Origin of the sequence: Bacillus sp. BK450 (genome assembly GCF_004364885.1) — a bacterium.
GTDB classification, from domain to species: Bacteria; Bacillota; Bacilli; order Bacillales; family Bacillaceae; genus Bacillus; species Bacillus safensis.
Map to the genome: position 1 here is coordinate 621,945 of NZ_SOBQ01000002.1, position 14,584 is coordinate 636,528.

14 protein-coding genes and 2 other annotated features (2 of these 16 only partly in view) are annotated in these 14,584 nt (G+C 41.6%); all 14 genes read right to left on the minus strand.

Annotated elements, in window-relative coordinates:
* Positions 1 to 17 (minus strand) — a sequence feature (ribosomal protein L21 leader region); it reaches 57 nt to the left of the window's first position.
* 66 nt (positions 18 to 83) lie between these two features.
* Positions 84 to 953 carry a M50 family metallopeptidase gene (locus tag EV579_RS08435; protein WP_024423159.1) on the minus strand — a complete coding sequence of 290 codons (870 nt, stop codon included), beginning with the start codon at positions 951 to 953 and terminating at the stop codon, positions 84 to 86.
* Positions 946 to 1,737, minus strand: a complete 792-nt coding sequence (locus EV579_RS08440; protein ID WP_024423160.1) for a M23 family metallopeptidase — start codon at positions 1,735 to 1,737, stop codon at positions 946 to 948. The genes EV579_RS08435 and EV579_RS08440 overlap by 8 nt, the downstream gene beginning before the upstream one ends.
* A 219-nt stretch (positions 1,738 to 1,956) precedes the next feature.
* Positions 1,957 to 2,760, minus strand: coding sequence for a septum site-determining protein MinD (gene minD / locus EV579_RS08445; RefSeq protein ID WP_017358134.1), 804 nt, complete (start codon positions 2,758 to 2,760; stop codon positions 1,957 to 1,959).
* Between the two features lie 2 nt (positions 2,761 to 2,762).
* Positions 2,763 to 3,446 carry a septum site-determining protein MinC gene (minC, locus tag EV579_RS08450; RefSeq protein WP_024423161.1) on the minus strand — a complete coding sequence of 228 codons (684 nt, stop codon included), beginning with the start codon at positions 3,444 to 3,446 and terminating at the stop codon, positions 2,763 to 2,765.
* Between the two features lie 54 nt (positions 3,447 to 3,500).
* Positions 3,501 to 4,019 carry a rod shape-determining protein MreD gene (mreD, locus tag EV579_RS08455; RefSeq protein ID WP_024423162.1) on the minus strand — a complete coding sequence of 173 codons (519 nt, stop codon included), beginning with the start codon at positions 4,017 to 4,019 and terminating at the stop codon, positions 3,501 to 3,503.
* Positions 4,016 to 4,915 (minus strand): rod shape-determining protein MreC, encoded by a 900-nt coding sequence (mreC, locus tag EV579_RS08460; protein WP_024423163.1) that lies wholly within the window; start codon positions 4,913 to 4,915, stop codon positions 4,016 to 4,018. The genes mreD and mreC overlap by 4 nt, the downstream gene beginning before the upstream one ends.
* A 27-nt stretch (positions 4,916 to 4,942) precedes the next feature.
* Positions 4,943 to 5,962 carry a rod shape-determining protein gene (locus EV579_RS08465; RefSeq protein WP_007501538.1) on the minus strand — a complete coding sequence of 340 codons (1,020 nt, stop codon included), beginning with the start codon at positions 5,960 to 5,962 and terminating at the stop codon, positions 4,943 to 4,945.
* Between the two features lie 89 nt (positions 5,963 to 6,051).
* Positions 6,052 to 6,726: a RadC family protein gene (radC, locus tag EV579_RS08470; RefSeq protein WP_029706175.1), complete on the minus strand. Its 675-nt coding sequence runs from the start codon at positions 6,724 to 6,726 to the stop codon at positions 6,052 to 6,054.
* Between the two features lie 47 nt (positions 6,727 to 6,773).
* Positions 6,774 to 7,343, minus strand: a complete 570-nt coding sequence (locus EV579_RS08475) for a Maf family protein (RefSeq protein ID WP_024423165.1) — start codon at positions 7,341 to 7,343, stop codon at positions 6,774 to 6,776.
* A 177-nt stretch (positions 7,344 to 7,520) separates the two neighbouring features.
* On the minus strand, positions 7,521 to 8,537 hold the full coding sequence (locus EV579_RS08480; RefSeq protein ID WP_243837398.1) for an SPOR domain-containing protein: 1,017 nt from the start codon (positions 8,535 to 8,537) through the stop codon (positions 7,521 to 7,523).
* Between the two features lie 157 nt (positions 8,538 to 8,694).
* Positions 8,695 to 9,426, minus strand: coding sequence for a prepilin peptidase (locus EV579_RS08485; RefSeq protein ID WP_133744257.1), 732 nt, complete (start codon positions 9,424 to 9,426; stop codon positions 8,695 to 8,697).
* Positions 9,427 to 9,714: 288 nt separating this feature from the next.
* On the minus strand, positions 9,715 to 9,906 hold the full coding sequence (locus tag EV579_RS08490) for a DUF3951 domain-containing protein (protein WP_133744258.1): 192 nt from the start codon (positions 9,904 to 9,906) through the stop codon (positions 9,715 to 9,717).
* Between the two features lie 396 nt (positions 9,907 to 10,302).
* Positions 10,303 to 11,607 carry a bifunctional folylpolyglutamate synthase/dihydrofolate synthase gene (locus EV579_RS08495; RefSeq protein WP_133744259.1) on the minus strand — a complete coding sequence of 435 codons (1,305 nt, stop codon included), beginning with the start codon at positions 11,605 to 11,607 and terminating at the stop codon, positions 10,303 to 10,305.
* Between the two features lie 65 nt (positions 11,608 to 11,672).
* Complete coding sequence (locus EV579_RS08500; protein WP_103131879.1) at positions 11,673 to 14,315, minus strand: valine--tRNA ligase; 2,643 nt, start codon at positions 14,313 to 14,315, stop codon at positions 11,673 to 11,675.
* 59 nt (positions 14,316 to 14,374) lie between these two features.
* Positions 14,375 to 14,584: a binding site (T-box leader), on the minus strand; it runs 20 nt beyond the window's last position.

A 14,584-nucleotide genomic window follows, 5' to 3' on the forward strand; every position in this document is an offset into this window, starting at 1 on the left:
CGCGGTTGTAGCACGGGTGCTACATATCCATAACATTAAAAAATATATCAAACTAGACGCAGAATGTCAATGTATTTTCACCATTAGTACGGTAAAAGAAGCTCTTCCATTGAGGAGGTGGTTCTGCGATCTGAAAAATACGCATGGAGCAGTTCATTTTCATCAAGCTGGCTCATCTTCACGCCATCTCTTTCAATAATAATCGGATGCTTGCAGCCTCTTTGAAATCGTGCCATTACTTCGTATACTTTTTCCTCTGCACTTGCTCTCAGCGGAATCAGTTTTTCTACCTTTTGCTCTTTTTTACCGTAATACCGTTCTAGTAAAAAGCGCACCCTGACGTAATGCCGCTGCCTGTGCTCCATCACGAGTGAATAAGCTAAAAAAGTGAGCAGCACCCAGCCATTGAATTGCAGTGGTGCAAACAAAAGTAACCCTCCTGTCAATAGACCGAAAAAGACAAGTGAGCCTTTTATTGCTAGGGCATGTGCACGTTGGAAAGGGTAAAAAACAGATAAGAGCAAAAAGAATAATTTTCCGCCATCAAGCGGCCAAACGGGCAAAAGATTCACAAGGAAAATCGCCATATTATAAAAGGTAAACATCGTAAAGACGTCGTGCGAGATAAGAGAAGCCTCCATGAAAAGCCATGCCATAAGCTGGAGCGGTACATGCTGAAGCGGCCCGCACAAAATGACCGCCAGCTCTTCTTTTAACGGACGGTTCCCATGTTCCTCTACTTCCACCGTTCCGCCAAATGGCAGTAAAAAAATCCGCCGAATGCGCCAATGATAATAGCAGGCAGCCGCTGCATGTCCAAGTTCATGGACACAGACGATCACGAGCAGACAAAGCAGCGGCTTGATTTGACCTGACAGAATCGCAAACGCCATCACAATCCACAGCAGCGGATGGATGTGAATTTTCGTCAGCATGAGCAGCCATCTATTCAAAGGTCATCACCTGAATAGGATCGATAAATTGTTCATTTTGCTTAATAGCAAAGTAATACGTGCCCTTCCCTTGATCATCAAGCGAAATCTGGCCAATTTTTTCACCCTTATCGACAAAATCGTATAAGGCCACATCGGCTTTCTTTAATTGACCGTACCAGCTATAGCTGTTATCTGCATGCTGCACTACAACAGTAAGCCCTGTATCGCTTTGCTTTTTCACCTCGACCACGTAGCCTTCCTTCATACTATCAATGGCTTCAGCGGATGTCTCCACTTTGACACCTGCTCCATTTTGCGTAAAGGATTCCTGCACTTTACCAGAGGCAGGAACAGCTAGTTCTTGATTCGCTTGCACGTCCTTTTGGGCATCTTTTTTCTCTGTTAAAAAGGCCAGCGGATGTCCAACTGTTTTTTCAAACCAGCGGTTAGCAGCAGCAAATTGAAAATCTTGCTCAAAAGTCTGAGTAATCATCGGCTTCAGCTGCTGAAACGGACCTGTCTGACCTTTAAATGAAATGGCTGCAATCAAAACAAGGGACGCTGATAATAAGCATTTAAGCACAAAGGTATTCGGGTTAAATAAGGGATGACGGTATTTCTTTGTCTGATGAGTCGCCGGTTCATAGGAGGTCGAGCCAGAATGCTTTTCTTCCTCTGTCAGCATAACCCATGGCGGGATATCTTCTTTTTTCTTGAAAGCCGTCTTCTTAGGAGGAGCGGCTGGCTGCATCATTTTGCGGCGCTGCGCGATTTTCTTTCGGTACTCGTCCACTCTTTTCATGAGATCACCCTTTACATACAAACAGTTTGTACATTTTATGTGACAACCCCATCTGATATGCAACAAAAAGACCGATTCTCATCGAATCGGTCTCAGCGTGCAGACAAACCCTTGCATTCAGTGTCAGGTCTGCGCTCCGGTACTCACGAATGTCAAATTCGCTTCGCAAAGGCAGCCGTCTTTCCTAGACTGCAAAGGTTTTCTATCACGCTTAAGTGATTATGCTCTTACACCAAAAAATGCTTTGAGCTTTGCAAACATTCCCTTGTTTTCTTCTTCAAAAGATTGAAGCGGAACAGATTCGCCTAGTACGCGGCGGGCAATATTGCGATAGGCAATCGATACTTTGTTTTTAGCATCCATCACAATCGGTTCACCATTGTTTGAAGCCTTAATCACATCATCATCATCTGCTACGATGCCAAGTAGATCAATTGATAAATGATGTACCACTTCATCTACATCCATTGAATCGCCATTTTTCGCCATGTGTGTACGAATACGGTTGACAATCAAACGAGGCGGTTCGATATCTTCTTGTTCTAACAAACCGATGATTCGGTCCGCATCTCTTACAGCTGAGATTTCAGGCGTCGTCACGACAATGGCCTTGTCTGCACCGGATACAGCATTTTTAAAGCCTTGCTCAATTCCAGCAGGGCAGTCAATGACAACATAATCAAAGTCTTGTTTCAATGATTGAATTAATTCTTTGATCTGTTCCGGCTCTACAGCCGTTTTATCACTTGTTTGAGCAGCAGGTAAAAGATACAAAAGATCCTCGAAACGCTTATCTTTTACAAGCGCTTGATGAATTTTGCATCTTCCTTCTACTACATCGACTAGATCATAAATAATGCGGTTTTCTAGCCCCATCACGACATCCAGATTCCGAAGGCCGATATCGGTATCAACTAGACACACTTTTTTCCCTTGAATTGCTAGTGCTGTGCCTAAGTTTGCAGATGTTGTTGTTTTGCCAACGCCGCCTTTTCCTGAGGTAATCACAATAGCCTCGCCCAATTTCACATTCCTCCCTCAAGCCTTGTCAGATTAGGTCTTATATGAGCCAATTGCTGCAGGCGTTCAATGATCATATTGCCATCTATATCTAAATAAGCACATTCCATTTCATTTCCATCTTCTTTTTGGTCTGGCGCGCGGTTAAAAACTTGTGCGATGCGAAGCTGTGTTGGAATCATATGAGATGCCGCAATAACAGCCTGTTTGTTGCCATTACATCCAGCATGCGCCACACCTTTTAATGCGCCAAGCACAAAAATATTTCCTCCTGCGCGAATCGTTCCGCCAGGATTGACATCTCCTATTAATAAAAGATCTCCTTCGACATGCAGCACCTGTCCAGAGCGCACAATTTTTGCTACAGAAGTAATTTCAGCCTCTGCTTTTAATCGTCTCGCCTCTTCAGTTGACATGACTTCACTTTCAATGGAGTGGATGACGAGATGTTCATTTTCAGACACCGCTTCAGTCAAACGCGTCTCCTGATCCTCTGTTAAATACCGAAAACCAAGCTTAATATGCACATTGACCTTATGTCCTTCTCTTCCATCTGTATATTGCTCAAGTAATAGAACCTCTCGCAAGCCGGAAAGAAGGTCATCAAACGAACAGTCATCATTTAACTGTAATGTTAATCCGTTTTTTGTACCTTTTATCGTCACATATTGCTGTTTTTGAGTTTTCAAGATGCTCACCTCAACAACATACTCATTTCGCCGTAATTGGACAAACTCCTGCTTTTATTCGTCGATCAGTCCTTGTTTCACGTGGGTGAAAAAGAGCCTAAACGGCACAACAAGTATGAGAGACGCAGCAGTATTTAAAAGAATCGTTGGAATAAAGCGTTCGATGACATACGTATTAAACGGCATAATCCCTGGTTGAATTGTCGCTTGAACGCCGTATACATAAAACTCCATCACGGAAACAGCAATAATCGACAGAAAGACAACGACTAACATATTCGTTTGCAGAACTTTAAAGGCTTTTGCTAACAAATAGCAAAGCGCCCCAAAGCCAAACATATGAACACCAAGTATGCCTGTATATGAAATATCATATAAAAGTCCAAAGATAAATCCGTAAATCACACCATATTTTTGATTCACAAAAGCAGTCATAAATACAAGTGCGAGTAAAATGAAATGAGGAGCTAAAATTTGATTCTCTGAAACAAATGGGAGCTTCACTAAATCAACAAAAATGCTGTCAAATACGAAGATAAACAACATGACGAAAGCAAGAAGGACACGTTTCACGAGCCTTCCTCCTTCGTCAATTCAGATGCATCTGCTGTACTTGTGCTGCGATTCACCACAATCACACGGTCTAAATTGTTGAGTTCAGCCGCTGGTTCTACGTAAATGATCTTTGTCAGGCCGTAATGGTCTGGCTCGATTTCACTTACCTTACCAATCGTTAAGCCTTGCGGGAATACGCCCCCTGCTCCAGATGTTTCAACAAGATCTCCTTTTTTGACATCCCCATCTGCATCGGATTTCAGAATATTCATAGTCAGCATTTTTTTCTTGCTGTCATAACCGTTAATGATTCCATTGAGTTCTTCTTTGCCCTTTTTCGCAAAAATTTTCGTTGAAATTCTATTATTTTGGTCAGTAGAGCTTAGCAATCTTACAGTCGAAGTAAAATTGTTAAGCTTATCACTTTCAATCTTCCCAATTAATGCGCCACTCTCATTAGTGACTGCCATATCTTTTTCCACGCCTTGTTTTTTCCCTTTATCAATCATCACAAAGCTATCCCAAAGAGAAGGGTTTCTTGCGATAACAGTTGATAGAATTGGCGTGTAGTCACGAATAGAGTTCACATAGCCAAGCTGTTTGCGAAGCTTTTTGTTCTCATCTTCTAGTTCTTGAAGTTTCGCCTCATATTGAGTTTGTCCATCAAGTTTTTTTCGAAGACGCTCGTTTTCATCATATGTGTTCTTTAAATCTTGTACGTTCCCATAAATACCGGCAATAAATTGTGATGGTTTATGAAAGACACCTTGAAAAAAGCCTGTCGTATCCCCCACTAATTTTTCCGGCCATGAAGCACCTCTGCCGCTTTTCACTGAAAAACCAATCATGGCCACCAGTACGATGACACAGACAAGGAGCAACATTAATCTTTTATTCATAAAAAACTGCGGCATGTCTTACACCTCTTTAATTACGCCCGATTATCGATTATCTTTTGATTTTCCTTTGAACAAATGAATATGTTCTAGTGCTTTCCCTGTCCCGATTGCCACACAGTCAAGCGGGTCTTCTGCAATAATGACTGGCATTTTCGTTTCATCGCTAATGACTTTGTCAAGATTACGCAGCAGTGCACCGCCTCCTGTTAAAACAATTCCGCGGTCCATAATATCTGCTGCGAGCTCAGGCGGGGTTTTTTCAAGAGTCATTTTCACTGCATCGACAATTGTTTCCACCGTATCGCGAAGCGCTTTTGCAATCTCTTCTGCCGTAATAGAGATTGTTTTTGGCAGACCTGTTAAAAGGTCACGTCCGCGAATGTCCATCTCATCATGTACGTCAGGCTGCGCAGAACCGATTTCCATTTTAATCGCTTCTGATGTACGATCACCGATCATTAGATTATACGTTTTACGGATGTAGCTGCTGATCGCATCATCCATCTCATCTCCTGCCACACGGATTGATTGTGATGTCACAATGCCGCCAAGAGAAATAATCGCTACTTCTGTTGTACCGCCGCCAATATCCACAACCATACTTCCTGTTGGTTCCCATACAGGAAGGTTAGCACCGATTGCCGCAGCAAATGGTTCTTCAATAGGGTATGCGTCACGTGCACCAGCTTGTCTTGTTGCATCAATGACTGCACGCTCTTCTACAGCTGTAATACCAGATGGTACACATACCATGACGTAAGGTTTACGAGCAAAAAGCCCTTTGCCTTTTAATGCTTGATTAATGTAATATTTCATCATTGTTGCTGTCGTCTCGTAATCTGCAATGACACCGTCTTTCATTGGGCGTAGTGCCACAACATTACCAGGTGTACGGCCAATCATGTTTCTAGCATCATTTCCGACTGCCACTATAGACTTCGTATCAGTTTCCAAGGCTACGACCGAAGGTTCTCTTACAACAATGCCTTTTCCTTTAATAAAAACAAGCGTATTCGCTGTGCCAAGATCTATTCCAAGGTCTTTTGTACCAATTCCAAACATATGTATGTATCTTCCTTTCTTAAACCAAAATTCCCTTAGGGAAAAACTCATAAACTCTATTATATCGTAAAACATTGAAAAAAAAAGTGTTACAAATACCCTTTTTCCTTCAAACTCACAAATTTTTGATCACCTATGACAAGATGATCAAGCAGCTGTATTCCAATCAGCTTTCCACATTCAAAAAGTCGCTGTGTGACTTCAATATCTTCCCTGCTCGGCGTCGGATCTCCAGATGGATGGTTGTGCACACATATAAATGAAGCAGCGGACCGTTTAAAGGCCTCTTTGAAAATTTCACGCGGGTGAACGATGGATGAGTTCAAACTTCCAATAAACACGGTATGTTTATGAAGGACTTGATTTTTAGTATTGAGATAAAGACAAACGAAATTTTCCTGTTGTAAAAACCTCATATCTTCCATCACAAAGTTTGCCCCATCCTCTGGTGTGCGGATCACATAGCGGTTGTCCGTCGTTTGATGATGTAATCTAGTGCCGAGTTCTAAAGCAGCTAAAAGAGAGACCGCCTTCGCCTTTCCAACTCCTCGAATCTTCGACATTTCTTCAATTGAGGCTTCTCTTATAGTGCGAAGACCGCCAAATGTTTGCAGAAGTCTTGCAGAAATTTGAAGAACTGATTCCTTTTTTGTGCCTGTCCTTAAAAGAATCGCAACAAGTTCATGGTTTGACAGACTGCCGGGACCATATTTGATCAATCGTTCTCTCGGCTTTTCATCTTGAGGAAAATGCTTTAACAACATAGGGAAATCGTTCATGATGCCCACTCCTTTTAGATTCCTTCCTGTCATCAAAAAGGGGTGATTCCAAATGTTTCGAGCACTCTAACTGTTTTGGCAATAGGGAGACCTACAACTGAAAAATAATCACCATCTATTTTTTGAACAAACAGTGCGCCTTTTCCTTGAATGCCATAGCTTCCCGCTTTATCAAGCGGTTCTCCCGTTTCGATATAGCGGTCTATTTCATTTTGCGTAAGTGTCCAAAACGTCACTTCTGTCTGTTCATAAAATGTTTCTTTTCTATTCTCTGACTGAATCGTGACACCCGTCAAGACTTGATGTGTCTTTCCTGACAATAATTGAAGCATTGAGGCCGCTTCTTCCTTGTCTTTTGGTTTCCCAAGACATTTGCCGTCAATTGCAACAATCGTATCTGCACCAATAATCACAGCTTCGGGATATAATCTTTGAATATCACTTGCTTTTTGTTCTGCCAACCATTGGACGTTCTCTGCAGGAGAAAAGTTTCGATTTATTTCTTCTTTTAATTGACTTGCTTGAATGTCATAAGAAAACCCTGCTAGATCAAGCAATTCTTTTCTTCTAGGGGATTGAGATGCGAGAATCAATTGGTTCATGTTTGTTCATCCTTTCAGGGTTTAGCCTAAGAAGTAAGATACCCATTCATCCTATCAAATGTACATCTTACCGACAATTTACGAAAATTCATTTTTCATGTTCCTTCATCATTATGTTGGATGCAAAAGAAAAAAACTAGTCATTTTTTGACTAGTTTGGTTTCTTAAAATATGATTTTACGTATTTAATTGATCAAGCAATGCCTGCTGAGATTTCCACCCGTTTTCAGCAGTAGGTTCATTTAACAGCTGCACCGCTTTTAGCAAACTGCTTTTAGCTGGTGCGTCCGTTGTTTTAGCACTTTCAAGCTCAGAGATTAGCTGCGCAACGTCCTTTTGATCCACATCATCCCCTGCAATGACCTTAGAGGATAAAACAGATGCCTTTTCTATTAAACTAGTCAGCTCCTCCGGTACTTGAAATGAGAGCTCCTTGCCTCCCCACGCCTCAAAGTGCTGATCAATCAGCTTCTTCCCAACAGCACTTGTCATGCCCTGTTCTGTCGCAAGCCCGGCAATGACATAATAGCCATCATCCATCGAGACCTTTTTCCCCGCATATCCTGCTTCTTTTAAACTGCCAACTAATTCATCTGCTCCTTTTTCAGAGGAAAACTTTCCAGCCTGTACGACATAAGTTGAAAAACTGCCAGAGGCGCTTTTTTCATCCTTATTCTCTTTTGATTCATCAGCAGTATCTGCTGGCGGCGCATCCCCGCCCGCTTTCATTGATGATTGATTTCCGGACGCTGAAACGCTGATATCTCCCCCTGATGGATTCTCAGTACCATCTTGACTTAAGCTAAGTGCAAACACACCAAGGCCTGTCCCAAGAACCACTGCAAACACAATCGTTGTCATCACTCTCTTAAACGGGCCGCGGTTTTTACCGAACTTCTGTTCAAAGGAGCCTTTTTTCTTTTGATAAGGTGTGACGACCTTTGGGTCAGAATGATAAATATGATCAGCTGCGTCATCCCACTGGAAGTCTTCTTCTTTTGGTTTAGCCGGTTCTTCCTCGGAAGCAGCTGTCTCCTGTTCTGACTGCCTTTTTTCCTCCCAATTCGAAAACGTCACTTGATCATCCTCTTGCTGTTTTGGCGGCTGGTGGTCATCTTCATGAAGCATTTCTTCTTTGCCATTAATATTGACTTTTAATCCTTGTTTTTTTGCCTGCCTTTTTTTCACTGTCATTCCCCGCTTTCTGACATTGTTTGTAAGAAAGACCTTTTTGTCCAATGAATCAGCGCGAATGTAACCCGTCCTTCTTTCTGTTTCACACTTTAACATAGCGGATAAAAAAAAGAACAAGACTTTTGTCGGCAGGGAAAAAAAGTGTTCGCCAATTTTTTCAACCGATCGACCCGACGAACGGGAGCATGACATGAACTCCATAGAGATACAGCCAAAAAGAAAAAGAGATCGCAGGAACAAAGGGAAATGGCTCATCTAATCGAAAAGAAAAAACCTTCGCATAGACGATTCCAGTGATACACGAGAGGAAAAGAATGAGAAGGAATGGCTTGAATCCAAAGCAAAATGCAAGCACACCGAACAGCTTCATATCAGCTCCGCCCATGCTATTTGGCTTGAAACGATCTAAACTATAAAACAAGAGAAAGCAAAAAAGAAGCGAAGCCGCTCCTTCCCACCAAATAAGAAGAGGTTCAAGCGTGCGGTATATGACGAAAAGAGGGAAAAAGAAGAGAAACAGCTCGTTTGGCACCCTCATATAAAGGAGATCGCTCACGACAGCAATCACAAATAAACTACAAAGAATCACAAGAAAAAGACCTTCAAACGAAATACCAGCGATTCTATACATGAGCAAAAAAAGACTGCCTGACAGCAGCTCAATCAGTGGAGATAGCATTGGCAGCCGAGTGCCGCAATGTTTACAAGTTCCCCTCAATAATGCATACGAAACTAGCGGAATCATCTCGCGCAAGGAAAGCGGCTGTTTACAGGCTGTGCAGTGAGAACGAGGAAAAAGAATAGACCGCTTCAGTGGCAGCCTTTCACCGACTAGATGAAAGAATGACCCCATGGTGACGCCCGCAAGAAACACAAAAATGCCTATCATATATCGTGACCCCTTCCGAGAATAAGATAGACCGGATTTTACCATAGCGATTCACCTTGAACACCTAATGAAAATGTGATTTCCCCTCTCATTTACATTTCAAAAGAAAAAAGACGCACATTGCATAGAAGAAATTGCGTCTTTTGCTTACCTTAAAATACGATTTCGGATATCTTGTATAAGCAATTATTTTTACGCTCATTTTGTAAGAAGAGCACTAAAATTAACACCATATATTATCTCAACAACACTTCCATCACTATTAAATAATAATTTATTTAATAGTTTCTAGATTTTTTTTCCATTATTTTTATCATTACCTTGATCGTCTTCATTCTCTTCTTCATTTTGCTCTTCATGAAATTCAATACTGGTGTTTCCAGTAATATTGTCAAAGGGAGTATAGTAAACACCTATGCTTTTCCTTAAAATAATTCGTTTAAAAAGGATGACAACTATTAAAACAACTATTAATAACATAAAAGAAAGAAGTACTCAACTGATAATAAACAAGTTATTCCTCCTTTCAGGTGAAAATTGAGGGAAAGCGTTTTAAAAATTAAATTACAATCTGTTAATTTATAAATTAATACTACGCGATGCACCTTTTTATCCATTGTACTATACAGTTACATTAAACCCAAAATAATCCATCATAAAAAGTAGCAGTCATTACTTGAAGTGAAATTTGATTAAAAATATCTCATATATCATCATAGAGGGAATAAGAAAGGATGGGCATCGAATAAAATATGTTCACTCCATATAGAATTCATTCCCGTCATCAACGCTGCAACTTGAGTACCTAGTAAACCCGCTCTTTTACATTTCAAAAGAAAAAGACGCACATTGCATAAAAGCAATTGCGTCTTTTGCTTACCTTAAAATACGATTTCGGATATCTGAAATAAAATAAAGAGAGCCAGTCACAAGAATCACCACTGAAGGATCATCACTTTTTTTCTGAATGAACTCAAGCACTGTACGAGGGTCATCATCATACGACTTTCCGTCTAATTGACTGCATACATAAAGCTTTTCAGCTGATTCGGCTCTTGGAAAATCAAATGAAACAAAATGAATAGAAGAACTTACAGCATCAAGCTTTTGAATCATTTGCTTGTACGGCTTATCTTTTAAAGCACTAAAACATATATGCACCTCTTTACTAGAAAAATGAGCTTGTACGGTTTCAATTAAACGGTCGATCCCTTCTTCATTATGAGCGCCGTCTAAATACACTGGAGGCTGATCTTTAATCTTTTCAAATCTCCCAGCCCAAACTGCCTGCCGAATGCCTTCATATATTTGCTCTTCTGTCACGCTAATATAGCCTTCTTGCTCCAGCCATTCAATGAGTAAAACAGCAAGGGAAGCATTTTGCCTTTGATGCGTTCCAATTAATCCTGTTTCAAGCTGAGGATACTGCCTTTTTGATGTGCGTAATGTGAAACGTTCACCTGTTTCTGTCGGCTGCTGCTCATCAAAGCTGCAAGTATCATGTAAGGAAATACATTCGGCATTCTTTTCTTTTGCTGTGTTTTGAATGACAGCAAGAGCTTCAGGCTGATGAACTGCCGTGATCATCGGAATACCCTTTTTGATAATGCCCGCTTTTTCAGCTGCAATCTGTTCAAGTGTGTCACCTAAAATGGCCATATGATCATGACCAATCGACGTAATCGCTGTTAAGATAGGCACAGCAATATTTGTAGAATCAAGCCTTCCGCCAAGCCCTGTTTCCAAGAGGACAAAGTCTACTTGGTGCACATGAGCAAAATAAGCAAATGCACATGCTGTAATGATTTCAAATTCTGTTGCTGCGCCAAGCTCTGTTTGATCTAATTCATCAACAAGAGGCTTGATTTCATTCACCAAACTCAGCCATTCTTCATCCTCTATAGGCGCTCCGTTCACGCTGATTCTTTCATTGAACGTTAGTATAAATGGGGAGGTGAAAGTTCCGACTGAATAGCCGGCTGCCTGTAAAACAGAACGCGTAAACGCAATGGTTGATCCTTTGCCATTTGTACCTGCAACATGTACTGCTTTTATGCTTTGTTCCGGATTTCCTAGTCTGTTCATCAGCCATTTCATTCGTTCAAGACCCGGTTTTACGCCAAAGGCCAGTCTGCTGTGAATCCACTCAATCGCTTCATGGTAGGTTGTAAACAATGTCATCTCTCATTTCATACGAAATTTTCAAAAAAGACGACTCCATTTCATTAGGAGCCGTCTTTTCACTCTTATGCTTTCAGCTCTTCAATACGCTTTTGAACAGCTTCGCGTTTTGCGACATAATCACGTTCTTTCGCACGCTCTTCTTCTACGACACTTTCAGGCGCTTTTTTCATAAAGCCTTCATTGCCAAGCTTTTTCTGAACTCGTTCCACTTCTTTTGTCAGTTTATCAAGCTCTTTTTGCAGACGAGCAATTTCTTCATCTAAGTTGATTAAGCCTTCAAGCGGCAGAATGAGTTCTGCTCCAGAAATAACAGCCGTCATCGCTTTATCACTAGCTGGGACATCTGTGCCAATTTCAAGAACACTTGGGTTCGTGAATCGCTCAATATATGAACGATTTTTCTCTAAACGTTCCTGAACATCAGACGTAGATGCTTTAATGTAAAGCTCAACTTGTTTGCTCATTGGCGTGTTCACTTCACTGCGAATGTTACGAACAGAACGAATGAGTTCAACAAGCAGCTTCATATCAGCAGAAGCTTGTTCGTTGGAAAGCTCCGGCTTCACTTCAGGCCATGCCGCTACAGTAATAGACTCACCTTCATGCGGTAGATGCTGCCAGATTTCTTCTGTTAAGAACGGCATAAACGGATGTAAAAGTCTCATTGTTTGATCTAATACATACGCAAGGATCGAACGAGTCGTTTTCTTTGCTGCTTCGTCTTCACCATAAAGCGGAAGCTTCGCCATTTCAATGTACCAATCACAGAAATCATCCCAAATGAAGTTGTATAAATGTCTGCCCACTTCACCGAATTCATACTTGTCAGCAAGCTGTGTGACACTTTCAATTGTTTCATTTAAGCGTGTTAAAATCCATTGATCAGCAACTGATTTTTCTCCTGATAAATCAAGCTCATCATACGTTAAACCATCCATATTCATTAAAGCAAAACGGGATGCGTTCCAAATTTTGTTCGCAAAGTTCCAAGTGGATTCAACCTTTTCAAAGCTAAAACGAAGATCCTGGCCTGGTGAGCTTCCAGTCGCTAAGAAATATCTTAATGAATCCGCACCGTATTTGTCGATGACCTCCATTGGATCAATTCCGTTGCCAAGCGACTTACTCATTTTACGTCCTTGTTCGTCGCGGATGAGCCCATGAATGAGGACATCTTTAAACGGTTTTTCTCCTGTGAATTCAAGACCTTGGAAGATCATGCGGGATACCCAGAAGAAAATGATGTCATAGCCTGTTACAAGCAGATTGGTTGGGTAGTAGCGCTTGAAGTCTTCACTGTCTGCATCTGGCCAGCCCATTGTAGAAAACGGCCACAGCGCTGAACTAAACCATGTATCAAGTACATCGTTATCCTGTTCCCAGTTCTCAATATCTTCTGGCGCTTCAAGTCCAACGTATACTTCTTTCGTTTCTTTATGATACCAAGCCGGAATGCGGTGTCCCCACCATAGCTGACGAGAAATACACCAGTCACGGATATTTTCCATCCAATGTAAATATGTCTTTTCAAATCGGTCTGGAACAAATTGAACTTGGTCGTCCCCTTTTTGCAGATGAATGGCTTCGTCTGCCAGCGGCTGCATTTTCACAAACCATTGTGTCGATAAATACGGTTCAACGACAGCTCCACTTCGCTCACTATGACCAACTGAATGCATGTGGTCCTCAATTTTGAACAAAATGCCTTCCTCTTGTAAATCCTTCACAAGCTGTTTGCGGCATTCGAAACGGTCCATTCCTTTGTATTTCAGGGCATTCGCATTCATTGTGCCATCTTCATTCATGACAAGAATACGCTCGAGCCCATGACGGTTTCCAAGCTCAAAGTCATTCGGGTCATGAGCAGGTGTAATTTTCACAGCACCTGAGCCAAACTCCATATCGACATAGTCATCACCGACGATTGGGATTTCACGGCCTGTAATTGGTAAAACCACTGTTTTTCCAATCAAATGCTGATAGCGTTCGTCATCAGGGTGTACGGCTACGGCTGTATCCCCCAGCATAGTTTCAGGTCTTGTTGTCGCAATTTCAATTGAACCTGTTCCATCTGAAAGCGGATATCTCAAGTGATAAAACGCACCTTGAACATCCTTATAAATCACTTCAATATCAGAAAGTGCCGTTTTCGTTGCTGGATCCCAGTTAATGATGTACTCTCCGCGATAAATAAGCCCTTTTTCATACAATTGAACAAACACTTGGCGAACGGCTTTATTCAGACCTTCATCTAAAGTAAAACGTTCACGGGAGTAATCGAGGCCAAGACCCATTTTCGCCCACTGGCTGCGAATAAAATCTGCATATTCTTCTTTCCACTTCCACGTTTCTTCCACAAATTTCTCCCGGCCAAGGTCATACCGGCTTACGCCTTCTTCGCGAAGCTTTGCCTCGACTTTTGCTTGAGTCGCAATACCGGCATGGTCCATACCTGGAAGCCAAAGAACGTCATAGCCCTGCATCCGTTTCATACGTGTCACGATGTCTTGTAGTGTAGAATCCCATGCATGCCCAAGGTGCAGTTTTCCTGTCACGTTTGGTGGAGGAATGACGACTGTATATGGATCTTTCGTTTTGTCATTTTGTGCTTCGAAGAATTTCCCTTCAAGCCAGTACGTATAGCGGTCTTTTTCAATCGCATTTGGATCGTACTTTGTTGGCATTTCTTGATTATTTGTTTCCATTTGTGTAACCTCCACATTTTTTCGGCTGATGAAACATAAAAAAAGCCTTTCCATCCTTATAAAAGGACGAAAAAGCTTTTTCGCGGTACCACCTTTTTTCACGAGACACATACACGTGTCCCATACACTCTAAAGGATAACGGGGTTCTCCCGAATTTCTCTACTTGTTCATTCAAGAAATTAAGCTCACAGGCGACCTTCCAAACAAGTACATCCTAGGAAACCTTTCAGCTCTTGGCTTCCCTCTCTTTAGGGTCTTGCTCGTACTC

Bases quoted from the DNA above. Each gene is read 5' to 3' on its own strand.
- EV579_RS08500 (WP_103131879.1), bottom strand. From the start codon at position 14,315: ATGGAAACAAATAATCAAGAAATGCCAACAAAGTACGATCCAAATGCG.
- EV579_RS08480 (WP_243837398.1), bottom strand. From the start codon at position 8,537: ATGACAGTGAAAAAAAGGCAGGCAAAAAAACAAGGATTAAAAGTCAAT.
- EV579_RS08485 (WP_133744257.1), bottom strand. From the start codon at position 9,426: ATGATAGGCATTTTTGTGTTTCTTGCGGGCGTCACCATGGGGTCATTC.
- EV579_RS08490 (WP_133744258.1), bottom strand. From the start codon at position 9,906: ATGTTATTAATAGTTGTTTTAATAGTTGTCATCCTTTTTAAACGAATT.
- EV579_RS08440 (WP_024423160.1), bottom strand. From the start codon at position 1,737: ATGAAAAGAGTGGACGAGTACCGAAAGAAAATCGCGCAGCGCCGCAAA.
- radC (WP_029706175.1), bottom strand. From the start codon at position 6,726: ATGTTGTTAAAGCATTTTCCTCAAGATGAAAAGCCGAGAGAACGATTG.
- EV579_RS08495 (WP_133744259.1), bottom strand. From the start codon at position 11,607: ATGACATTGTTTACAACCTACCATGAAGCGATTGAGTGGATTCACAGC.
- EV579_RS08465 (WP_007501538.1), bottom strand. From the start codon at position 5,962: ATGTTTGGAATTGGTACAAAAGACCTTGGAATAGATCTTGGCACAGCG.
- mreC (WP_024423163.1), bottom strand. From the start codon at position 4,915: ATGCCGCAGTTTTTTATGAATAAAAGATTAATGTTGCTCCTTGTCTGT.
- EV579_RS08475 (WP_024423165.1), bottom strand. From the start codon at position 7,343: ATGAACCAATTGATTCTCGCATCTCAATCCCCTAGAAGAAAAGAATTG.